Annotated in this window: 20 protein-coding genes and 2 riboswitches; of the genes, 2 read left to right on the top strand and 18 right to left on the bottom strand. The window is 69.6% G+C overall.

Going from position 1 to position 20,093, the window contains the following annotated elements:
* Positions 1 to 229: 229 nt before the first annotated feature.
* The 18 genes from PA6_RS14390 to PA6_RS14305 all read right to left on the bottom strand — a co-directional run bounded on the left by PA6_RS14390 (position 230) and on the right by PA6_RS14305 (position 14,577).
* Positions 230 to 967 (bottom strand): adenosylcobinamide-GDP ribazoletransferase, encoded by a 738-nt coding sequence (locus tag PA6_RS14390; protein ID WP_021701665.1) that lies wholly within the window; start codon positions 965 to 967, stop codon positions 230 to 232.
* Positions 967 to 1,539: an alpha-ribazole phosphatase family protein gene (cobC, locus tag PA6_RS14385; RefSeq protein ID WP_021701664.1), complete on the bottom strand. Its 573-nt coding sequence runs from the start codon at positions 1,537 to 1,539 to the stop codon at positions 967 to 969. Before cobC ends, PA6_RS14390 begins: the two co-directional genes overlap by 1 nt.
* Positions 1,536 to 2,591, bottom strand: a complete 1,056-nt coding sequence (gene cobT / locus PA6_RS14380) for a nicotinate-nucleotide--dimethylbenzimidazole phosphoribosyltransferase (protein WP_021701663.1) — start codon at positions 2,589 to 2,591, stop codon at positions 1,536 to 1,538. The genes cobC and cobT overlap by 4 nt, the downstream gene beginning before the upstream one ends.
* The gene (gene cobU, locus PA6_RS14375; RefSeq protein ID WP_021701662.1) at positions 2,588 to 3,109 is read right to left on the bottom strand and encodes a bifunctional adenosylcobinamide kinase/adenosylcobinamide-phosphate guanylyltransferase; all 522 of its coding nucleotides are present in this window, start codon (positions 3,107 to 3,109) and stop codon (positions 2,588 to 2,590) included. Before cobU ends, cobT begins: the two co-directional genes overlap by 4 nt.
* A 91-nt stretch (positions 3,110 to 3,200) precedes the next feature.
* On the bottom strand, positions 3,201 to 4,652 hold the full coding sequence (locus PA6_RS14370) for a cobyric acid synthase (RefSeq protein WP_021701661.1): 1,452 nt from the start codon (positions 4,650 to 4,652) through the stop codon (positions 3,201 to 3,203).
* Complete coding sequence (gene cobD / locus PA6_RS14365; protein ID WP_021701660.1) at positions 4,640 to 5,635, bottom strand: threonine-phosphate decarboxylase CobD; 996 nt, start codon at positions 5,633 to 5,635, stop codon at positions 4,640 to 4,642. Before cobD ends, PA6_RS14370 begins: the two co-directional genes overlap by 13 nt.
* Entirely contained in the window at positions 5,628 to 6,533 is a 906-nt protein-coding gene (cbiB, locus tag PA6_RS14360; RefSeq protein ID WP_021701659.1) for an adenosylcobinamide-phosphate synthase CbiB, read from the bottom strand. Before cbiB ends, cobD begins: the two co-directional genes overlap by 8 nt.
* Positions 6,530 to 7,180, bottom strand: a complete 651-nt coding sequence (bluB, locus tag PA6_RS14355) for a 5,6-dimethylbenzimidazole synthase (protein WP_021701658.1) — start codon at positions 7,178 to 7,180, stop codon at positions 6,530 to 6,532. The genes cbiB and bluB overlap by 4 nt, the downstream gene beginning before the upstream one ends.
* Entirely contained in the window at positions 7,177 to 8,469 is a 1,293-nt protein-coding gene (locus PA6_RS14350) for a cobyrinate a,c-diamide synthase (protein WP_021701657.1), read from the bottom strand. The genes bluB and PA6_RS14350 overlap by 4 nt, the downstream gene beginning before the upstream one ends.
* Positions 8,470 to 8,584: 115 nt before the next feature.
* Positions 8,585 to 9,196 (bottom strand): cob(I)yrinic acid a,c-diamide adenosyltransferase, encoded by a 612-nt coding sequence (cobO, locus tag PA6_RS14345; RefSeq protein ID WP_021701656.1) that lies wholly within the window; start codon positions 9,194 to 9,196, stop codon positions 8,585 to 8,587.
* A gap of 109 nt (positions 9,197 to 9,305) precedes the next feature.
* A riboswitch (cobalamin riboswitch) is annotated at positions 9,306 to 9,512 on the bottom strand.
* A gap of 32 nt (positions 9,513 to 9,544) precedes the next feature.
* On the bottom strand, positions 9,545 to 9,865 hold the full coding sequence (locus tag PA6_RS14340) for a hypothetical protein (RefSeq protein ID WP_021701655.1): 321 nt from the start codon (positions 9,863 to 9,865) through the stop codon (positions 9,545 to 9,547).
* Between the two features lie 4 nt (positions 9,866 to 9,869).
* A complete protein-coding gene (locus PA6_RS14335) occupies positions 9,870 to 10,532 on the bottom strand; it encodes a class I SAM-dependent methyltransferase (RefSeq protein ID WP_021701654.1) in 663 nt (220 codons plus the stop codon).
* A complete protein-coding gene (locus PA6_RS14330; RefSeq protein ID WP_021701653.1) occupies positions 10,529 to 11,044 on the bottom strand; it encodes a C40 family peptidase in 516 nt (171 codons plus the stop codon). Before PA6_RS14330 ends, PA6_RS14335 begins: the two co-directional genes overlap by 4 nt.
* A gap of 78 nt (positions 11,045 to 11,122) precedes the next feature.
* Positions 11,123 to 11,716, bottom strand: coding sequence for a C40 family peptidase (locus tag PA6_RS14325; RefSeq protein WP_394295727.1), 594 nt, complete (start codon positions 11,714 to 11,716; stop codon positions 11,123 to 11,125).
* A 93-nt stretch (positions 11,717 to 11,809) separates the two neighbouring features.
* Entirely contained in the window at positions 11,810 to 12,577 is a 768-nt protein-coding gene (locus PA6_RS14320; protein ID WP_021701651.1) for an NAD-dependent deacylase, read from the bottom strand.
* A gap of 131 nt (positions 12,578 to 12,708) precedes the next feature.
* Positions 12,709 to 13,380, bottom strand: coding sequence for a DNA-3-methyladenine glycosylase I (locus PA6_RS14315; RefSeq protein ID WP_021701650.1), 672 nt, complete (start codon positions 13,378 to 13,380; stop codon positions 12,709 to 12,711).
* 46 nt (positions 13,381 to 13,426) lie between these two features.
* On the bottom strand, positions 13,427 to 14,176 hold the full coding sequence (gene cobM, locus PA6_RS14310) for a precorrin-4 C(11)-methyltransferase (RefSeq protein WP_021701649.1): 750 nt from the start codon (positions 14,174 to 14,176) through the stop codon (positions 13,427 to 13,429).
* Positions 14,173 to 14,577, bottom strand: a complete 405-nt coding sequence (locus PA6_RS14305; protein ID WP_021701648.1) for a cobalamin biosynthesis protein — start codon at positions 14,575 to 14,577, stop codon at positions 14,173 to 14,175. Before PA6_RS14305 ends, cobM begins: the two co-directional genes overlap by 4 nt.
* A 94-nt stretch (positions 14,578 to 14,671) precedes the next feature.
* Positions 14,672 to 14,908: riboswitch (cobalamin riboswitch) on the top strand.
* Positions 14,909 to 15,004: 96 nt separating this feature from the next.
* Here PA6_RS14305 and cobW point away from each other — a divergent pair.
* A complete protein-coding gene (gene cobW, locus PA6_RS14300; protein ID WP_021701647.1) occupies positions 15,005 to 16,054 on the top strand; it encodes a cobalamin biosynthesis protein CobW in 1,050 nt (349 codons plus the stop codon).
* A 161-nt stretch (positions 16,055 to 16,215) separates the two neighbouring features.
* Positions 16,216 to 19,950, top strand: coding sequence for a cobaltochelatase subunit CobN (gene cobN, locus PA6_RS14295; RefSeq protein ID WP_021701646.1), 3,735 nt, complete (start codon positions 16,216 to 16,218; stop codon positions 19,948 to 19,950).
* Positions 19,951 to 20,093: the final 143 nt, after the last annotated feature.

Raw genomic sequence — 20,093 nt, 5'->3', positions numbered from 1 at the left:
TATACCCGCATCTGCCGATCAGGCAGTTACAGTTGCGCAGGAAGGCAGCGGAACAGATGGAACAGCGAGCAGGACGTAGGGCGAGCTAGCCTACGGCGTAAACGGCCGAGCGATGTTGCCCGCGCCTGCCGGGGCAAGAATCCGGCGGCACGCGCTACACGACTCAATTGGCCGTAGGGCGGGTGAAACCCGCGGGGATCACGCGGGTTTCACCCGCCCTACGCAGCGTTCAAACCAGCAGGGCCAAGGCCAGCAGCACCGCGCACTCGCCCAGCTCCAGCAGCGCCCCGGCGGTATCGCCCGTGGTGCCGCCGAGACGTGCGAGGAAGGCGCGGCGCAGCAGCCAGAACGCCAGCGCGGCGGCGCCCAGCGCCAACAGCCCGCTCCAGCCGAGCAGCAGCATGGCCAGGCCGTGGCTGGCCAGCACCCATGGTAGTGGCTGGCGCGGCAGATGCGCGGCCAGCGCGGCGCCGAGGCCGCCGGCACGCACGTAAGGGGTAGTGAGCAGCAGCAGCGGCAGCAGCGCCCGGCCGAGCGAGGGCGCCAGCAGCAGGCCGGCCCAGGCGCCCTGCCCCAGCAGCACCACCAGGGCGGCGAACTTGAGCAGCAGCACCAGCAACAGCACGACTACGGCGATCGGCCCACTGCGCGGGTCCTTCATGATCTCCAGCGTGCGCTGGCGATCACCATGCCCGCCGATCCAGGCATCGGCCGTATCGGCCAGGCCGTCCAGGTGCAGACCACCGGACAAGCCGACCCAGACGGCCAGCAGGATGGCCGCCTGGAGCAACGCCGGCGTTTCGCCCAGCAACCCGTGCAGCGCCAGCAGCAGACCGCCGAGCAGCACCCCGACCAGCGGATACCAGAGCAGCGAGCGGCCGATCTGCTCGGGCTCCGGCATGCCGGGCAGGCGCACCGGCAGGCGGGTGAGGAATTGCAGGGCGATCAGCGCGGGCGTTGGCAGCATCAGGCTTCGGTCAGTTGCAGACCCGGCTCGACCTGCAGGCCGTGCAGTGCGCCGTAGCCCACTTCCACCTGCAGCAGCTGGTTTTCCGGCAGGTTGCGCGCGCGCGCCAACAGCAGGCGCATAACGCCACCGTGGGTCACCAGCAACACGCGCTGGCCGTCCAGCTCGGCCTGCAGGCGCTCGACGGCACCGAGCACGCGTGCGGCGAAGTCACGTACCGGCTCGGCTTCGGGCGGGGTGAAGTGATAGGGATCGTTCCAGAACTGGCCGAGCGCCTCCGGGTCCTCGAGCAGCACCTGCGCCGAGTTGCGCCCTTCCCAGGCGCCGAAGTGCAGCTCGCGCAGGTCCGCCTCGATGCGCAGCGGCAGGCCACTGGCCTCGGCGAACTCGCGGGCGAAGCTCTCGCAGCGCTGCAGTGGCGAGCTGATCACTAGGTCCCAGCCGCCTTTGCCGGTCAGGGCCAGCTGCATCTGCTGGCGGCCCTGCTCGGTCAGGGCGTCGTCACTGCTGCCACGGAAACCGGGGCCGCCATCGGTTACGCCGTGGCGCAACATGTCCAGGGAAAGCGTCATTGTTTGTCCTCAACCAGGGCTTCAGAAAAGGTAGCCATGCCGCCATGCAGCGCGCAGGCAAGTTTGATCAGGGGTAGCGCCAGCGCCGCGCCGCTGCCCTCGCCCAGGCGCAGGCCGAGGTCGAGCAGCGGGACGGCCTCCAGCTCGGCCAGCAGCGCGGCGTGGCCCGGCTCGGCACCGGCATGGGCGAACAGCAGCCAGGGCTGCACGCCGGGGTTCAGGCGCACGGCGCACAGCGCGGCGGCCGTGCAGATAAAGCCGTCGACCAGCGCTGGTACGCCGGCCTGGGCACAGGCCAGGTAGGCACCGGCCAGCGCCGCCAGCTCGAAGCCGCCGACCCGGCGCAGGGCCTCGGCGGGGTCCGCAAGGTGTTCGCGGTGCAGGGCCAGGGCGCGTTCGATCACGGCCAGCTTGCGGCCCACGCCGGCGCCGTCCAGGCCGGTACCGGGGCCGGTCAGCTGCGCCGGCTGCAGATCGCTCAGGGCACAGGCCAGGGCCGTGGCGGCGCTGGTGTTGCCGATGCCCATCTCGCCGGCCAGGAACAGGTCGCAGCCCTCGGCCAGCACCTGCTGCAGGGTGTCGCGACCGGCCTGCAGGGCGGCCGCACACTGCGCCACCGTCATCGCCGGCTGCAGCGCGAAGTTGGCAGTGCCGGCGCCCAGGCGCAGGTGGCGCACGCCGGGCAATTCGAGCGACGTATCGATGGTGCCGAGGTCGACCAGGCGCAGCGGCACGCCCTGCTCGCGGGCCAGCACGCTGATCGCCGCGCCGCCGGCGACGAAGTTGCCGAGCATCTGCGCGGTCACCGCCTGCGGGTAGGCCGATACGCCTTCGGCGACCACGCCGTGGTCGCCGGCAAACAGCGTCAGGTGCGGCTGGTCGATGGCCGGCTTTTCGCGCCCCTGCAGGGCGGCCAGGCGCACGGCCAGCGCCTCCAGCGCGCCGAGGGCGCCGCGCGGCTTGGTCAACTGCGCCTGGCGCACCAGGGCGGCGGCCTCGGCGGCGGCGTCGGGCTGGCGGCAGGCCTGCTGCCACCAGGGTGAAACGGTCATAGCGGCTCTCCTTTGAGCAGCATGGGCAGGCCGGCGACGGTGAACAGCACCCGCTCGGCCCGTTCGGCCACGGCCTGGTGCAGCCAGCCGGCCTCGTCGACATAGCGCCGGGTCAGTTCGCCCAGCGGCACCACGCCCAGGCCGGTCTCGTTGCTGACCAGGATGATGCGCCCAGGCAGCTCGGCCAGTGCCTCGAGAAAGGCATCACGCTGCATGGCCAGGCGCGTGTCGTCGTCCAGCATCAGCAGGTTGGTCAGCCACAGGGTCAGGCAGTCGACCAGCAGGCAGCGGCCGGGGGCAGCATTGTCGCGCAGGGCGCGAGCCAGTTCGAGGGGTTCCTCCACCAGGCCCCAGTCGGCCGGACGGCGCTGGCGGTGGTGCTGGATGCGCGCGCTCATCTCGCCGTCCAGCGCCTGGCTGGTGGCGATGTAGGTCACGGCCAGGCCGCTCTGCGTGGCCAGCCGCTCGGCCAGACGGCTCTTGCCGGAGCGGGCGCCGCCGAGGATCAGTTCGAGCATCGGAAAATCCTATTGGAGAGCCAGTGGGAGCGACCTTGGTCGCGATGCTTTGCAGCCGCCCCCATCGCGGCCAAGGCCGCTCCCACCACGACTAAAGCCCGCACAATGCGCGGAGCCTTTGGGTATCCAGATGCGCCTCGACCAGATCGGCCAGGCGCTCAATGTCACGTTCGCGGCGCGCATGGTAATCCACTTGCCGCGCCTCGCGCAGGCCCGCCCAGGCGAGCAGCGCGGCACAGGCAGCCGGCGCCTCGAACAGACCGTGCAGGTAGGTGGCCATGACTTGGCCGTCGGCGCTGAGGGCCCCGTCGCTGCGGCCATCGTCCAGCTGCACGGCGGGCGCAGCCAGCGCCGGGCCGGCGCTGACCCCGGCATGGATCTCATAGCCGCTGACCTCCAGATCATCCAGAGCCAGACGGCCACGCACATTGCGCAGCTGCTTTTCCGGCTCCAGCACGGTGGCGTAGTCGAGCAGGCCGAGGCCTGCACTGCTGCCGGCCGGGCCTTCCAGGCCATGGGGATCGTCGATGCGGCTGCCGAGCATCTGCAGCCCGCCACAGATGCCAAGGACCTTGCCGCCATAGCGCAGGTGGCGGGCGATGGCGGCGTCCCAGCCGTGCTCGCGCAGGCGCGCCAGGTCGGCGCGCACGCTCTTCGAGCCGGGCAGGATGATCAGGTCGGCCGGTGGTATCGCCTGGCCGGGACCGATGAACTGCAGATCCACCTGCGGGTGTAGGCGCAGCGGGTCGAAGTCGGTGTGGTTGCTGATGCGCGGCAGCACCGGCACCGCCACGCGCAGCACTTCGCGGTCCTTGTCCGGCTGCAGCACCTGCACCGCGTCCTCGGCCTCCAGGTGGAAGTCCATCAGGTACGGCAACACGCCGAGCACCGGCTTGCCGGTACGCGCTTCCAGCCAGTCCAGCCCCGGCTGTAGCAGGGCGATGTCGCCGCGGAAGCGGTTGATCACGAAGCCTTTGACCCGCGCCTGTTCGCTCGGCGAAAGCAGCTCCAGGGTGCCGACCAGGTGGGCGAACACCCCGCCCTTGTCGATATCGGCGATCAGCAGCACCGGGCAGTCCACCGCCTCGGCGAAGCCCATGTTGGCGATGTCCCCGGCCCTGAGGTTGATCTCGGCCGGCGAACCCGCGCCCTCCACCATCACCACCGGGTACTGCGCGGCGAGGCGCGCGTGGGACTCGAGCACCGCCGCGCGGGCGACCTGCTTGTAGTCGTGGTAGGCCACCGCGTGCATGTTGCCGATGGCGCGGCCCTGGATGATCACCTGGGCGCCGGTATCGGAGTTGGGCTTGAGCAGCACCGGGTTCATGTCGGTGCGCGGCGCCAGGCCCGCGGCCTGGGCCTGCACCGCCTGGGCGCGGCCGATCTCGCCGCCGTCGGCGGTCACCGCGCTGTTGAGCGCCATGTTCTGCGGCTTGAACGGCACCACGCTGACGCCCTGGCGTTTGAGCCAGCGACACAGGGCGGTCACCAGGGTGCTCTTGCCGGCATCCGAGGTGGTGCCCTGGATCATCAGAGTGGCCATGCGGGTCTCTCCTGCAGCGCCTGCTCCAGGCGTTGCCAGCCGGCCTCGTCGGCCGGCAGGCCGAAACGCAGGCAGCGGCTCTCGGCAAACAGGCGCAGGAGGATGCCGCGCCGGGCGAAGTAGCCGTGCAGCCCGACCGCGTGCGGGTGGCCGACCAGCTGGAACAGCGCCGTGCCACCGGCCGGCGCGAGGCCATGGGCACTGAGCAGCACGGCCAGGCGCAGGCCGTCGCCAGAAAGACGCTCACGCTGGCGCTGCTGGCCCTGGCTGTCGGCCAGCAAGGCGCTGGCCACCGCACGAGCCGGGCCGCTGACGGTCCAGGGGCCGAGCTGCTCGCCGAGGTGATCGAGCAGCGCCTGTTCGGCCAGTACAAAGCCCAGGCGGATGCCGGCCAGGCCGAAGAACTTGCCGAACGAGCGCAATACGATCAAGCCCGGCCGCTGGCTCTCGGCGGCCAGGCTGTGCTCGGGCGTGCAGTCCATGAACGCCTCGTCCACCACCAGCCAGCCCCCGCGCTCGGCCAGGCGCGCATGCCAGCCGAGCAGGCGCTCGCGCTCGATCAGCCGGCCGCTGGGGTTGTTAGGGTTGATCACCAGCAGCAGGTCGAAATATTCCAGATCGCGCTCGACCGTGCCTTCGCTCAGCTCCTGCACCAGGTGCCCCTCGCGGCGCCAGGCCAGTGCGTGCTCGGCATAGGCTGGCGACACCACGCCGACCCGCAGGCCGGGGCGGCGCAGGCGCGGCAGGGCCTGGATCGCCGCCTGCGAGCCGGCCACCGGCAGCAGCGCGGCGGCGCCGTAGTAATCGCGGGCCAGCGCTTCCAGGCCATCGTCCTGCTCCGGCAGGCGTTGCCAGGCGTCGGCCGGGATCGGCGGCAGCGGCCAGCCATAGGGCGCAATGCCGGTGGACAGGTCAAGCCAGTCCGCCACGGCAATGCCATAGCGCTGCGCCGCCGCGCGCAGCCGTCCGCCGTGCTCAAGCAAGGTACAACTCCCCAATGACCAGCCCGACCAGCCATAGCAGCACACCGAGGTAGACCAGGTTGAGCGCGCGCTCGATATCGCGCGCCTGCGCCGGTGCCCCCTCGCCCAGTTGCGGGCGCTGCTCCTCGACGCCGTGGTAGATCGCCGCGCCGCCCAGCTGCACCTGCAGCGCGCCGGCGCCGGCGGCCATCACCGGCCCGGCGTTGGGGCTGTCCCACTGCGGCGCCTGGCGCCGCCAGCAGCGCAGGGCCGTGGCGGTCCGGCCCAGCAGCGCGTAGGTCAGTGCCACCAGACGCGCCGGCACATAGTTCAGAACATCGTCGATCTTCGCCGCGGCCCAGCCGAAGCGTTCGAAACGCTCGTTGCGATAGCCCCACATAGCGTCCAGGGTGTTGCTCAGGCGGTGCAGCAGCACGCCCGGCGCGCCCAGCACGGCGAACCAGAACAGCGAGGCGAACACCGCATCGGCGCCATTCTCCAGTACCGACTCGGTGCCAGCGCGGGCCACGCCGCAGGCATCCAGCTCGCTGGTACGGCGGCTGACCAGGTAGCCGACGCGGCGCCGCGCCTCGCCGAGATTGCCTAGGCGCAGCGCCTGCGCTACCGGCAACGCGTGCTGGCCGAGGCTCTTGAGGCCGAGGGCGAAATACAGCACCAGGATGTCGACCAGCCAGCCCAGGCTGCTCAGGCTCAGCAGCCAGACCAGCGCCACCGGCGGCAGCACCGCCAGGCACCAGCCGCTCACACCGTGGCTGCGCCAGCCACGCCCGCCCGAATTGAGGCGCTGCTCGATGCGCTGCGCCAGGTGGCCGAAGCCCACCAGCGGGTGCCAGCGCCGCGGCTCGCCGAGCCAGGCGTCCAGGCCGGCGCCGGCCAGGGCGGACAGTGCGACACTCATGAGCGCTGCCCCCACCGGTCGCTGAACACCAGCTCGTCCAGCGCCCGCTCGCGGGCCCAGCCTTCCTGCACCAGCATCGGCTTGTCGTAGAACTCGCGCACCGGGCCCAGACAGAGCACCGCCACCGGCTGGCTGCCGGCCGGCATGCCCAGCAGGCGGGCCAGCGCCTCGGGATCGAACAGCGACACCCAGCCCATCCCCAGCCCCTCGGCACGCGCCGCCAGCCAGAGGTTCTGCAGGGCGCAGGCGAGCGAGGCCAGGTCCATCTGCGGCAGGGTGCGACGGCCGAATACATGGGCCTCGCGCCCGTCCATCAGGGCCGCCACCAGCAGCTCGGCGCAGTCGCGGATACCCTCGACCTTGAGCCGCATGAACTCGTCGCTGCGCTCGCCCAGGGCCTCGGCGGTACGCACCCGTTCGGCTTCGACCAGGCCGTGGATAGCGTCCCGCAGCTCCGGCCGGGTGATGCGGATAAAGCGCCAGGGCTGCATCAGGCCGACGCTCGGTGCCTGGTGCGCCGCCTGCAGCAGCCGGGTCAGCAGCTCCGGAGCCACTTCGCCACCGGCGAAATGACGCATGTCACGGCGCTCGGCAATGGCGCGGTACACCGCGGCGCGTTCCTCGGGGCTGAAGGCGTGGTCGGTCATGGCAGCAACAGCTCGGCCGCCGCCCGGGGGTTGGACGGCAGGTAGAAGTGGATGTAGGAGGCGGTCAGGCGCCCCAGACGATATACCGCCTCGGCCACCGGCTTGCCATTCGGGCAAACGCCCCGGGCCAGCGGCGCCAGGGCACAGTCCAGCACGGAATGGTGGTAAGTATGCCCGCGCAAGGTCCCTTCCGGCAGCTCCACCTGCTGCAGAGCCAGCGCAGCCAGGCGTGGCTGCAGGCGCGCGCTGCCCGGCAGCAGGCCGAGCAGCTCGGCGCTGGCGTCCTGTTTGTCGGTCAAGGCCTCGAGCAGGTAAAGCATGCCGCCGCACTCGGCGAGGATCGGCTTGCCGGCGTCATGGTGAGCACGAATGGCCCGCAGCATCGGTCGGTTGTCGGCCAGCGCCTGCAGGTGCAGCTCGGGATAGCCGCCGGGCAGGTAGAGGCTGTCGACGGCCGGCAGGGCCGCGTCGGCCAGCGGGGAGAAGAAGCGCAGCTCGGCGCCCAGCGCGCGCAACAAATCGAGGTTGGCCTGATAGAGAAAGGCGAAACTGGTGTCGCGCGCCACGCCGATGCGCACGCCGGCCAGCAGCGGCTCGATACACGGGTCGTCCGGGGCGGCGAAGCTCACCGGCTCGGGCAGTACCTCGCCGGCACTGGCCAGCAGGGCATCGGCGGCGGCGTCCAGACGCGCATCGAGGTCGGCCAGTTCCTCGGCCTGGATCAGCCCCAGGTGGCGGCGTGGCAGCTCCAGCGCCGCCGAGCGCGGCAGGCCGCCGAACCAACGGATCGAGGGCGGCAGGCTGGTCTGCAGGATGCCGTTGTGGCGCTCGCTGCCGGTGCGGTTGGCCAGCACCCCGGCGAACGGCAGATCGGCCTGGAAATGCGCCAGGCCGTAGGCCAGGGCGGCAAAGGTCTGGGCCATGGCGCCGGCATCGATCACGCCGAGCACCGGCACGCCGAAGCGGCGCGCCAGGTCGGCGGCCGAAGGCTGGCCATCGAACAGGCCCATGACGCCTTCGATGAGGATCAGGTCAGCCTCCTGCGCCGCCTGCCCGAGCAGGCGCCGGCACTGGTCCTCGCCGACCATCCACAGGTCCAGCTGGTACACCGGCGCGCCGCTGGCGCGGGCGAGGATCATCGGATCGAGGAAGTCCGGGCCGCACTTGAACACCCGCACGCGGCGCCCGGCCCGACGGTGCAGGCGCGCCAGGGCGGCGGTGACGGTGGTCTTGCCCTGGCCGGAGGCAGGCGCGGCGATCAGCAGCGCCGGGCAACTGCGCGTGGTCATTGCCCTCTCCCCCGGCCCCTCTCCCATAAATGGGAGAGGGGAGTGGTACGCGAGAGCTTGAGGCTCGTATCTCCCTCTCCCGCGTGCGGGAGAGGGCTGGGGAGAGGGTAGCGGTTCAAAACTCGACCCCCTTCTGCGCCTTCACTCCGGCCTTGAAGGCATGCTTGACCAGCGCCATCTCGGTCACCGTGTCCGCCGCCTCGATCAGCTCCGGCAGGGCGCCGCGCCCGGTCACCACCACGTGCTGCAGCAACGGCCGCGCCTCGATGTCGGCGAGCACCTGGTCGAGCTGCAGGTAGCCGTGCTTGAGGGCGATGTTCAGCTCGTCCAGCACCACCAGGCCGATGCCTTCGTCGGCCAGCAGGCGGCGCGCCACCTGCCAGGCCTCGCCGGCCATGGCGATGTCGCGCTGGCGGTCCTGGGTCTCCCAGGTGAAGCCCTCGCCCATCACGAACCACTGCACCTGGTCGGGAAAACGACGGAAGAAGGCCTCCTCGCCGGTGCTGGCGGCGCCCTTGATGAACTGCACCACGCCGACCCGCATGCCGTGCCCGAGGGCGCGGGCGACCATGCCGAAGGCCGAGCTGCTCTTGCCCTTGCCGTTGCCGGCATGCACCAGCAGCAGGCCGTAGTCGTCCTGGGCCTGGGCGATCTTCGCGTCGATCAGGGCTTTCTTGCGCTGCATGCGCGCCTGGTGGCGGGCGTCGCGTTCTGCCGATTCGGCCATGCCGCTCTCCTGTCCGGCCCCGGGGCCAGGCATTGGGTGTCGAAAGGCAAAAGACGGACGCTCGCAGGAAGGGCCACAGGCCCTGCCCACCCGCAAAGCCCGCCGCAATGCCGTGGAAGCGCGACAGGCCGGTCTCCGGGCTCGTGAGCCAGGCCATTGGCCTGCGGGTCGCGCCTTCCCGTGCCGGAGCACAGTGGCGTAGGCGACCCTTGTCTCACCTACCGTTGCGGGGGCAGCGCCGGCTTTAAATGGACCGGCTTCCCTGTTTCACCCCTCGGCCACGCGTGGCGGGGGCACCTGTTGCAGGCGCGCAGGGTAGAGGCTGGGGGCGGGAGCGTCAACGCGCGCTCAGAAGCGCGGGGTGAAACCGGCCGGCTTGCTCGCCAGCCAGGCGACGAAGGTGTGCAGGCGCTCGTCGGCCAGCAGGGCCTCGCGGCTGTTGTAGGTCAGCGCCAGTTCCTTCTCGCTGAACAGCCGGTGAATCTGGTTGTGGCAGGCGCGGCAGACCCACAGGGTGGCGGTGATGCGCTCAGCCCTGGCGAAGCGCTTCTGCACATAGGGTTTGTCGTGCAGGGCCTTGGGAATCAGGTGATGACGGGTCAGCGGTAGCTGGCGGGCACACAGCTCACAGGCTGCCGGCTGCGGGGGCAGGCGAATCGTCTCGGCCATGGCCTCAGCGTTTGCGACAGAGGGTCAGGCCGTCGCCCAGCGGCAGCAGGCTGAGGTCGATGCGACTGTCCCGCAGCAGGCCACGGTTGAGCGCCTGGATGGCGCGGGTATCAGCGCTTTCCGGGCTCTGCTCCAGCACCCTGCCGCTCCATAGCACGTTGTCGAACAGGATCAGCCCGCCCTGACGCACCAGTACCAGGGCATGTTCCAGGTACACCCGGTAGTTGGCCTTGTCGGCGTCGATGAAGATCAGGTCGAAGCTTTCACTCTGCCCGCCGCGCTCCAGCGCACTGAGGGTCTCCAGCGCCGGCGCCAGGCGCAGGTCGATGCGCTCGGCCACTCCCGCCTCGTGCCAGTAGCGCTCGGCGATGGCGTTGTAATCGCCGGGCAGGTCGCAGCAGATCAGCCGGCCGTCCGCCGGCATGGCCTGGGCCATGCACAGCGCGCTGTAACCGGTGAAGGTGCCGATTTCGAGAATCTTGCGCGCGCCGCTGATCTGCACCAGCAGAGCCATGAACTGGCCCTGCTCGGGCGCAATCTGCCAGCGCGCATTGGGCAGCTGCGCGGTCTCCTCGCGCAGGCGTTTGAGCAGCGGCGACTCGCGCATGGAAACGTCCAGCAGGTACTGGTACAGCGCGTCGTCGAGGTTGAGGCTGCGGTTGGTCATGGCTGGCGTGCCAGCTGACGAGCCGCCAGCACCCGCTTGGCGCCCAGGTAGCTCTTCTGCCAGTAGGCCTGGCTCAGGTAATCCAGACGCACGGTACCGCCGCTGGACGGCGCGTGGACGAAGCGACCCTCGCCGACATAGATGCCGGCATGGCTGACCTGGCCGCCGCCGTTGGTGGCGAAGAACACCAGGTCGCCGCTCTGCAGCTGGTTACGACCCACGCTGGGCGCACGCACGCCGATCATCTCGCGGGTCGAGCGCGGCAGACTGATGCCGGCGGAGTTGCGGTAGACGTAGCCGATCAGGCCGCTGCAGTCGAAACCGCTCTCCGGGGTATTGCCGCCGTAGCGATAGGGCGTGCCAACCAGACCGATGGCGCTGATCAGCACGTCATCGGCGCTGCCATCCACGATCGGGAAGGGATTGCTGGGTTCTTTGGCGGGAGGGTTACCGGCGCAGGCGGTGAGCAGCGCGGCAAGGGCAAGCAGGGAAAGACGAGCCATAAAATGCATGGGCGGGCGTCCGGGCCGGAATGCGCCCTACTCTGCCGGCTCGCGAGCACGGGCGCAAGGCCCGTGCCCCACATTGGCTCAGCGCTTGTGCGTGTGGGCTTCGGCGCTCGGCTGTTCCGGAGCCAGGGCCAGCACGCGCTTGGCCTCCATGTAGCTGCGGCTCCAGTAGCTGTCGTCCAGGCTGTCCACGCGCACGCCACCGCTGCGGCTGCTGCTGGAATGGATGAACTGGTCATCGCCCAGGTAGATGCCGGCGTGGCTGACGCGGCCACGGCCACGGTTGTTGAAGAAGATCAGGTCGCCCGGCTCCAGCTCGTTGCGCGACACCAGCGGCGCATCGAGGTTGATCAGCTCGCGGGTGGAGCGCGGCAGCTTCATGCCGGCCTCTTCCTTGAACAGGAAGCCGACGAAACCGCTGCAGTCGAAACCACTGAGCACCGAGGTGCCGCCCATGCGATAACGGGTACCGACCAGGGACAGGCCATGGGCCAGAATGTTGTCCGCCAACGACGGCAGCTCGTAGGGCTTGTCGTCGGTCAGATCGGCCATCTGCTCGTCGGTCATGTTTTCGACCGGCTGCTGTGGCTGTTGTTGAGCCAGATCCATCTGGTACTGCGACGTCGGTTGCTGGTTGGCACAGGCCGCCAGCAGGACTGAGAGTGCAATGGGCACGAGGGGTGCGAAGCGCTTTAGCATGGGCACGACCGTGTCTGTCTGGTTTTTATTGGTGGGCGACTATGCCGTCTATCGACGTGATTTGCAAATTCAATGCCCGGAAATGTGACTTAGTAGCTCCGGCAAAACGTCTGACGCCCTCCCCGACAAGCGGACATCCACCAGGCGGCTGATGTCGGTCTGCTGCGGGTTCACCTCTACCGTGAAACCCTTGTTTCTGCGGGCTTCCAGCACCGGTTCGACGATATAGGGGAAGCTCGCCGTGGTACCCACCGCGATCACCACCTCGAAGCCCTGGCGCACCTGGTCATAAAGCCGACCAATGGCCCCCTCGGGCAGCATTTCCTCGAACAGCACCACCGGCGGGCGCAGCACGCCCCCGCATTGTGCACAACAGGGCGGCAGCGGACGACGCAGGTGCTCGGCCAACTCCGGATCCTCGGCCCCGCAGGACTGGCAGTACAGCGGTGCCAGTTCGCCGTGGATCTCGATCAGGCGCTCGACCGGCGAACCCGCGGCGCGGTGGTAGCCATCGATGTTCTGCGTCAGCACCCAGCAACCGGGCTTGCGCCGCTGCAGCTCGGCGATGGCGGCATGCCCGGCATTCGGCGCCGCGCCCAGGCAGGCTTCGCCCAGTTGGGCCAGGTACTTCCAGCACAACGCCGGATCGCGCTGCAGCATCGGCCCGGACAGAGCCGCCTCGATCGGCAGGCCCTCAGCAGTCAGGCCGTTGTACAGCCCGCCGAGGCCGCGATAGGTCGGCAGCCCGGAGTCGGCCGACAGGCCGGCACCGGTGATGATCAGGATGCGCTCGGCGTTCTGGATGGCCTGGGCGACCTTCAGGGTATCGCTGTTCATACCTGCCCCCGTAGTAGCAATGAAAGATGGCTCAAGAGCCTGCACCGGCGCGGGAAAAAACCAGCCACCCTCTCCCCGACCCTCTCCCGTTAACGGGAGAGGGGGAAAGCGATTGCTCCGCCCCGTCCGCGCTAGTGGTTTACCGTATGAGCGAGCATCACCGACAACTGACACAGCGGCCGGCCACTCTGCGCGTGCCATTGGTTGAAGGCGGCTTGCACCAGGGCCAGGTCCTTCTGGCTGGTTGGCGCCTTGTCGATGATCTGCTGGGCCCTGAGCGCGGCGACCATGTCATCGGTCGGAATGAAGGTGTCCTTGCCGACCATGCGCAGAAAGCGCGGCGCCGACAGGCCGCCGAGCTGGTTGCCGTGCTTGGCCAGGTACTTCCACAGGCCGACGATATCGGTCGCCGGCCAGTCGGCGATCAGCGCGCCGAAGCTGCCTTTTTCCTGGCGCACATCGAGGATGAACTGGGCATTGCGCGGCACACTCTTGAGCTTGCCCAGGTGACGGATCAACCGCGCATCCTGCATCAGCCGTTCCAGATGCTCGGCGCCCATCAGCACCACCTTCTCCGGATCGAAGCCGAAGAACACCTGCTCGAAGGCCGGCCACTTGGCGTCGACCAGACTGTGCTTGAGGCCGGCGCGGAAAACCCGCAGCGCCAGCAGCGACAGGTAGCGATCATCACTCAGCGCACGCAGCTCGGCGTCGGCGCGGGGCTGTGGCAGGCGCGCCTCCAGCGCCGCGGCCGAGCCGAAGCGGTTGAGGCAGTATTCGTGGAGCCATTGATAGTCACGCATGCTTGATCTCCCTTGCAGCCGTGAAGGTTGCCCGACGCACGCGGGCTCAGTCCAGGCGATAGAGGTGGCGCGTTGCCTCGGCATACAGCGCCGACTGGGCAAAATCGTCGGTGGCCAGGACCCGTCCGACCAGGATCAGCGCGGTGCGGCGAAAGCCCTTCACCGCCACCCGCGCCTCGATGTCCGCCAGGGTGCCGCGCACCCAGTCCTGGTCGGGCCAGCTGGCGCGATGCACCACGGCGATCGGGCAGTCGGCGCCGTAGTACGGCAACAGCTCGTCGATGATGCGCGGCAGGTGCTGTACGCCGAGGTGGATGGCCAGGGTCGCGCGGTGGCTGGCCAGAGCGCCCAGCTCCTCCCCCGCCGGCATCGGCGAATTGTGCCCGTAGCGGGTGAGGATCACCGTCTGCGCCACCTCCGGCAGGGTCAGCTCGGCCTCCAGCAGCGCCGCGCAGGCGGCGGTCGCGGTCACGCCAGGGACGATTTCGAACGGAATGTTCAGCGCGCGCAGTTCGCGAATCTGCTCGCCAATCGCGCCATACAGCGAGGGGTCGCCGGAATGCACGCGGGCCACATCCTGGCCCAGGGCATGGGCCTCGGCCAGCAGGGCGATGATCTGCTGCAGGTGCAGCTCGGCGGTGTTCACCACCCGCTCGGCGCGGTGGCCGTCGAGCACAGCCGCCGGCACCAGCGAGCCGGCATAGAGGATCACCGGGCAGCTGCGGATCAGGCGCTGGCCCTTGACGGTGATCAGCTCGGGGTCGCCGGGACCGGCACCAATGAAATAGACGGTCATGCACAGGGCTCCGAATCGATGCGCGCCAAGGCGCAGGTGGCATTGGCGCTGCGCAGGCGCGGGCCGAGCAGCTGCGCCCGCCCCAGGCGTGCGGCAGCAGCCAGGGCGCTGGGCTCGGCCACCGCCGGGCTACCGGTGACCTGCCGGGTCAGCGGCTTGGCCTCGGCCTGCCCGGCGAATGCCAGCAGCGCCTCGGCCGCTACATATTCCAGCGGCAGTACCAGGCGTTCGGCCAGGGCCTGCAGGCCAGGCTCGCCACGCTTGTGCGCGCTGCTGGCCAGCCCGACCAATTCGTCCAGCTGTCGACCGTGGGCGGCCAGGCACTGCTGCAGCAGCGCCTGCAGTTCATCCACCGGACAACCGCGCCGGCAGCCGAACCCGGCAATCAGGCGAATCGGCATGGGCACTCCCGCTGCAAGCCAAAAGGCCGCGTAGCTCAGCACGCAAGCCCACGCCGGTCAACCGCGCGGTTGACCGCTTCCCGACCGCTGCGTAGCCTTGCGCCCTTTCCGAGGTTCTTCTTCGCCCGGCGAAGAAGCTAAGAGGGAACAGGGTCGATGCCCTGGCTGCCCCCGCAACTGTGAACGGATGACGTCCTTCGACATGCCACTGCCCTGAGGGATGGGAAGGCGAAGGATAGTGCCCGAGCCGCCTATGATTTCGCCAGAGATCGCAGCAGGCTTCCGGGCTTGCGCCGTGAGCCAGGAGACCTGCCTCGTGAAAGTGTTCGACAACCGGGCGGGGTGATCCGGTGGTGTTCGGCCCTCGCTCGCCTGCGGGAGCCCCGCCCTGCCCGTCCGTCCATTTTCCCGACGCAGCAGGGCCGCCATGCACACTCTCGCCAAACTCCCCGTCACCATCGTCACCGGCTTTCTCGGTGCCGGCAAAACCACCCTGCTGCGTCATCTGCTGAGCCACGCGGGCGGCCGGCGCATCGCAGTGATCGTCAACGAGTTCGGCGAGCTGGGTATCGACGGCGCCATCCTCAAGCAATGCTCCATCGGCTGCAGCGAGGAAGAAGCCGAGGGTCGCATCTTCGAGCTGGCCAACGGCTGCCTGTGCTGCACCGTGCAGGAAGAGTTCTTCCCGGTGATGCGCGAGCTGGTGGCGCGTCGCGGCGAACTCGACCATATCCTGATCGAAACCTCCGGCCTGGCCCTGCCCAAGCCGCTGGTGCAGGCCTTCAACTGGCCGGAAATCCGCACCGCCTGCACCGTGGATGCAGTGATCACCGTGGTCGACAGCCCGGCCGTGGCCGCCGGCACCTTCGCCGCCTTCCCCGAGCAGGTGGACGCCCAGCGCCAGCAGGACCCGAACCTCGACCACGAGTCGCCGCTGCACGAGCTGTTCGCCGACCAGTTGGCCAGCGCCGACCTGGTGCTGCTGAACAAGACCGACCTGCTCGACGCCGCCGCCCTGGCCGCCGTGCACGCCGAAGTGGCCGAGGAGCTGCCGCCAGCAGTCAAGGTGGTCGAGGCCCAGGGCGGCGAGCTGCCGCTGGAGGTGCTGCTCGGCCTGAACTGCGAGACCGAGCTGCATATCGACAGCCGTCGCACCCACCACGACGAGGAAGACGAGGACCACGACCACGACGAATTCGACGCCTTCGACGTCGTGCTGCCGGAAGCCGAGGAAGCGCGCCTGCTGGCCGCCCTGAAGGAGGCCGTGGCCAAGCACAGCATCCTGCGCGTCAAGGGCTTCGCCGCCATCCCCGGCAAGGCCATGCGCCTGCTGGTCCAGGGCGTCGGCCAGCGCTTCGACCGCCACTTCGACCGCGCCTGGGGCGCCGACGAGGCACGGCAGACGCGCCTGGTGCTGATCGGCCAGGACCTCGACCGCGCTGCCATCGAGGCGGAGTTGAAGGCCGCACTGGCGTGATGGGGGCGATTCGGCTGTGGCTCCCTCACCCCCGGCCCCTCTCCCGATGGGAGAGGGGAGCAAAGCCACGCCTGGCTGAAACCCCAGCGCCGCAGCAACTCCCTCTCCCTCCGGGAGAGGGCTGGGGTGAGGGCCTCCCAGGCCACTCGGAGCCCTGACCCATGCATCTGCTCCGCGCCCAGGCCGGCGTCACCCTGCCGGCCGACAGCATCGCCGACCTCGGCCAGACCCCGGCAGAGCTGGTGATCCTCTGCACCGGCGACTCGCATCTGTCGCTGCTGGCCGAGATGGCGCGCGAGCTGCCCGCAGACTTCCCCAGCCTGCGCCTGGCCAGCCCGGCGCTGCTGCCCAACCATGCTTCGGTGGATTTCTACGTCGAGCAGGTGCTGCGCCACGCCAAGGTCATCCTGATCTCGGTGCACGGCGGAGTCAGCTACTGGCGCTACGGCATCGAACGCGTGGTCGAGCTGGGCCGCCTGGGCGCCACCATCATCCTGGTGCCGGGCGACGACCGCGCCGATCCCGAGCTGAGCGAACTGAGCAACGTGGCAAGCGAGGACAGCCAGCGCCTGTGGCAGTACCTGCGCCAGGGCGGTGCGGACAATGCCCGCCAACTGCTGCACTGCATCGCCAGCCGCTGGCTGCAGCGTGACTACCCCTGGAGCGAGCCGCGCACCCTGCCGCGCACGCTGATCCATCACCCGCGCCACGCTGAGGCAACCCTGGATCACTGGCGCGCCGACTGGCAACCCGGCCGGCCGGTGGCGGCGCTGCTGTTCTACCGCGCCCAGGTACAGGCCGGGAACACGGCCTTCGTCGACATTTTCTGCCAGCGCCTGCAGGCCCAGGGTCTCAACCCGCTGCCGATAGCCGTAGCCAGCCTCAAGGAAGCCGAATGCCTGGCGCAGGTCGAAGCCTGGCTGGATGAGACCAACGCGGCGGTGATCCTCAACACCACCGGCTTCGCCCAATCCAATCCGGAAGCGCCACAAGCGCGGCCGTTCCGGCGCGACGTGCCGGTGCTGCAGGCGCTCTGCGCCCTGGACAGCGAAGAGCAGTGGCAGGCCAGCGCCCAGGGCCTGGGCCCACGCGACCTGGCCATGCATATCGCCCTGCCCGAGCTGGACGGCCGCCTGATCACCCGGCCGATTACCTTCAAGGGCGTGGCCGCGCGCAGCGAGCGCAGCCAGAGCGACGTGGTGCGCTACCGCCCGCACCTGCCGGGCATGGACTTCGTCGCCGAACTGGCACGACGCTGGACCCAGCTTGCGGCCAAGGCCAACGCCGACAAGCGCGTCGCCCTGATCCTGGCCAACTACCCGACCCGCGACGGCCGCATCGGCAACGGCGTCGGCCTGGACACCCCGGCCGCCGCGCTGAATATCCTGCGCGCCCTGCAGCAGCAGGGTTACCCGGTCGAGGGACTGCCGAACGACGGCACCACGCTGATCCACCAACTGCTCGGCGGCGTGACCAACGACCTGGACAACCTCGACCTGCGCCCCTGCGCCCAGAGCCTGGCGCTAAATGACTACCAGCGCTGGTTCGCCAGCCTGCCCGCAGCCAATCAGCGCGCCGTGACCGAGCGCTGGGGCCCGCCCGAGCAGGACCCGATGTACCGTAGCGGCCGCCTGATGATCGCCGGCCTGCGTTTCGGCCTGACCTTTGTCGGCATCCAGCCGGCACGCGGTTACCAACTGGACGCCGCGGCGGTGTACCACGACCCGGATCTGGTGCCGCCACATGGTTATCTCGCCTTCTACTGCTGGCTGCGCACCGCGTTCGCTGTCGACGCGCTGATCCACGTCGGCAAGCACGGCAACCTGGAGTGGCTGCCGGGCAAGAGCGTCGGCCTGTCCGGGGCCTGCTGGCCGAGCGCGATCCTGGGTCCCCTGCCCAACCTCTACCCCTTTATCGTCAACGACCCCGGCGAGGGCGCCCAGGCCAAGCGCCGCACCCAGGCGGTGATCCTCGATCACCTGATGCCGCCGCTGACTCGCGCCGAGAGCTACGGCCCGCTGCGCGACCTGGAACGCCTGGCCGACGAGTACTACGAGGCCAGCCAGCTCGACCCGCGCCGCGCCGTGGAGCTGCGCAGCGAAATCCAGCGCAAGGTGCGCGAAGCCAGCCTCGACCGCGAGCTGGGCCTGCAGGTGGGCGACGACCCGGACAGCTGGCTGCCGCAGCTGGACGCCTACCTGTGCGACCTCAAGGAATCGCAGATCCGCGATGGCCTGCACTGCTTCGGCGAATCACCAAGCGGGCGCCTGCGCCGCGACACCCTGCTGTCCCTGGTACGCATCCCGCGTGGCGACGGTCATGGCCAGCACGCCAGCCTGCTGCGCGCGCTGGCCCAGGATCTGGCTCTGGACTTCGACCCGCTCGGCGGCGAGCCGGCCGAACCCTGGAGCGGTCAGCGCCCGGATTGCCTGCAGGCGCTGAGTGCTGAGCCCTGGCGCAGCCGCGGCGACACCCGCGAGCGCCTGGAGCTGCTGGCTCTGCGGCTGATCGACCAGCCCGAATCACCTGCCGCCGGCCCCGCCAGCGCCGCGGTACTGAACGAACTACGCAGCCATATCGCCCCGCTGCTGGACGCCTGCGGCAGCGCCGAAATGAACGGACTGCTCGCCGCGCTGCAAGGCCGCTTCGTGCCACCGGGACCGAGCGGCGCACCCAGCCGAGGACGCCTGGACGTGCTGCCCACCGGGCGCAACTTCTATTCAGTGGACGTACGCCACCTGCCCACGCCCACCGCCTGGCGCATCGGCGTGCAGAGCGCCGAACGCCTGCTCGAACGCCACCTGCAGGACGAAGGCGAGCATCTGCAGCGCCTGGGCCTGTCGGTATGGGGCACGGCGACCATGCGCACCGGCGGCGACGACATTGCTCAGGCCCTGGCCCTGCTCGGCGTGCGCCCGGTGTGGCAGCCCGGCAGCCAGCGGGTCGAACGCATCGAAGTACTGCCGCTGGAGCAACTCGGCCGCCCACGGGTGGATGTGACCTTGCGCGTCTCCGGTTTCTTCCGCGACGCCTTCGCCAATCTGATTCGCCTCTTCGACCAGGCCGTGCAGGCGGTGGCCGAGCTGGACGAGCCGGAGGACATGAACCCACTGGCCGCGCGCGTCTGGCAGGAAACCCTGAGCCATCAGGACCAGGGACTGGAGCCGGTCGAGGCACGCCGTCAGGCCGGCTGGCGCATCTTCGGCGCCAAGCCGGGTGCCTATGGCGCCGGCATTCAGAACGCGGTGGAAGAACGCCTGTGGCAGACCCGTGCCGACCTCGCCGAGGTCTACCTGAACTGGGGCGGCTACGCCTACGGCCAGGGCGCCGAAGGTCTGCCGGCGCGCGCGCAGTTCGCCGAACGCCTGCAGCAGCTGCAGGCCGTACTGCACAACCAGGACAACCGCGAGCACGACATCCTCGATTCCAACGACTACTACCAGTTCCAGGGCGGCATGCTGGCGGCGGTCGAGACCTTGCGCGGCGGCAAGGCCGCCAGCTACTTCGGCGACAGCAGCCAGCCGGACAACCCGCGCATCCGTACCCTCAAGGAAGAACTGGGCCGAGTGGTGCGTGCCCGCGCGGTGAATCCCAAGTGGATCGCCGGGATGAAACGCCACGGCTACAAGGGCGCCTTCGAACTGGCCGCCACGGTCGACTACCTGTTCGGCTTCGACGCCACCAGCGAGCTGGTCGACGACCACCAGTACGCCCTGCTGGCCGACGCCTACCTGCTGGACAAGGACACCCGCGACTTCGTGCAGCAGCACAACCCCGGCGCCCTGCAGGACATGCTCGAACGCCTGCTGGAGGCCCAGCAGCGTGGCCTCTGGCAGCAGCCCGGCGAGTACCGGACGGCGCTGGAAAACCTGCTGCTGGATGCGGAGGAGTCATGAGCCTCTCCCCCTGTAGCCCGGATGCAATCCGGGATTGCGCGCCCCGGATTGCATCCGGGCTAACCAGCTCTCATGTGCGGCTCCCGACTAGCCCCTTTCCCCTCGGGAGAGGGGTTGGGGTGAGGGAGAACCGAGCCACACGT

Origin of the sequence: Aquipseudomonas alcaligenes NBRC 14159, from assembly GCF_000467105.1 — a bacterium.
Classification (GTDB): domain Bacteria; phylum Pseudomonadota; class Gammaproteobacteria; order Pseudomonadales; family Pseudomonadaceae; genus Aquipseudomonas; species Aquipseudomonas alcaligenes.
Note: the sequence above shows the minus strand (reverse complement) of the source record. Positions and strands in the feature narration are given on the sequence as shown.

Excerpts from the sequence above, each read along its gene's own strand:
- cobU (WP_021701662.1), bottom strand. The coding sequence starts at position 3,109 with ATGCTCGAACTGATCCTCGGCGGCGCCCGCTCCGGCAAGAGCCGTCTG.
- PA6_RS14350 (WP_021701657.1), bottom strand. The coding sequence starts at position 8,469 with ATGACCACGCGCAGTTGCCCGGCGCTGCTGATCGCCGCGCCTGCCTCC.
- PA6_RS14340 (WP_021701655.1), bottom strand. The coding sequence starts at position 9,865 with ATGGCCGAGACGATTCGCCTGCCCCCGCAGCCGGCAGCCTGTGAGCTG.
- cobO (WP_021701656.1), bottom strand. The coding sequence starts at position 9,196 with ATGGCCGAATCGGCAGAACGCGACGCCCGCCACCAGGCGCGCATGCAG.
- PA6_RS14335 (WP_021701654.1), bottom strand. The coding sequence starts at position 10,532 with ATGACCAACCGCAGCCTCAACCTCGACGACGCGCTGTACCAGTACCTG.
- PA6_RS14305 (WP_021701648.1), bottom strand. The coding sequence starts at position 14,577 with ATGCCGATTCGCCTGATTGCCGGGTTCGGCTGCCGGCGCGGTTGTCCG.
- cobM (WP_021701649.1), bottom strand. The coding sequence starts at position 14,176 with ATGACCGTCTATTTCATTGGTGCCGGTCCCGGCGACCCCGAGCTGATC.
- cobT (WP_021701663.1), bottom strand. The coding sequence starts at position 2,591 with ATGACCGTTTCACCCTGGTGGCAGCAGGCCTGCCGCCAGCCCGACGCC.
- PA6_RS14320 (WP_021701651.1), bottom strand. The coding sequence starts at position 12,577 with ATGAACAGCGATACCCTGAAGGTCGCCCAGGCCATCCAGAACGCCGAG.
- cobC (WP_021701664.1), bottom strand. The coding sequence starts at position 1,539 with ATGACGCTTTCCCTGGACATGTTGCGCCACGGCGTAACCGATGGCGGC.
- cobN (WP_021701646.1), top strand. The coding sequence starts at position 16,216 with ATGCATCTGCTCCGCGCCCAGGCCGGCGTCACCCTGCCGGCCGACAGC.
- PA6_RS14315 (WP_021701650.1), bottom strand. The coding sequence starts at position 13,380 with ATGCGTGACTATCAATGGCTCCACGAATACTGCCTCAACCGCTTCGGC.
- PA6_RS14330 (WP_021701653.1), bottom strand. The coding sequence starts at position 11,044 with ATGCATTTTATGGCTCGTCTTTCCCTGCTTGCCCTTGCCGCGCTGCTC.
- PA6_RS14370 (WP_021701661.1), bottom strand. The coding sequence starts at position 4,652 with ATGGCCACTCTGATGATCCAGGGCACCACCTCGGATGCCGGCAAGAGC.
- cbiB (WP_021701659.1), bottom strand. The coding sequence starts at position 6,533 with ATGAGTGTCGCACTGTCCGCCCTGGCCGGCGCCGGCCTGGACGCCTGG.
- cobW (WP_021701647.1), top strand. The coding sequence starts at position 15,005 with ATGCACACTCTCGCCAAACTCCCCGTCACCATCGTCACCGGCTTTCTC.
- PA6_RS14390 (WP_021701665.1), bottom strand. The coding sequence starts at position 967 with ATGCTGCCAACGCCCGCGCTGATCGCCCTGCAATTCCTCACCCGCCTG.
- bluB (WP_021701658.1), bottom strand. The coding sequence starts at position 7,180 with ATGACCGACCACGCCTTCAGCCCCGAGGAACGCGCCGCGGTGTACCGC.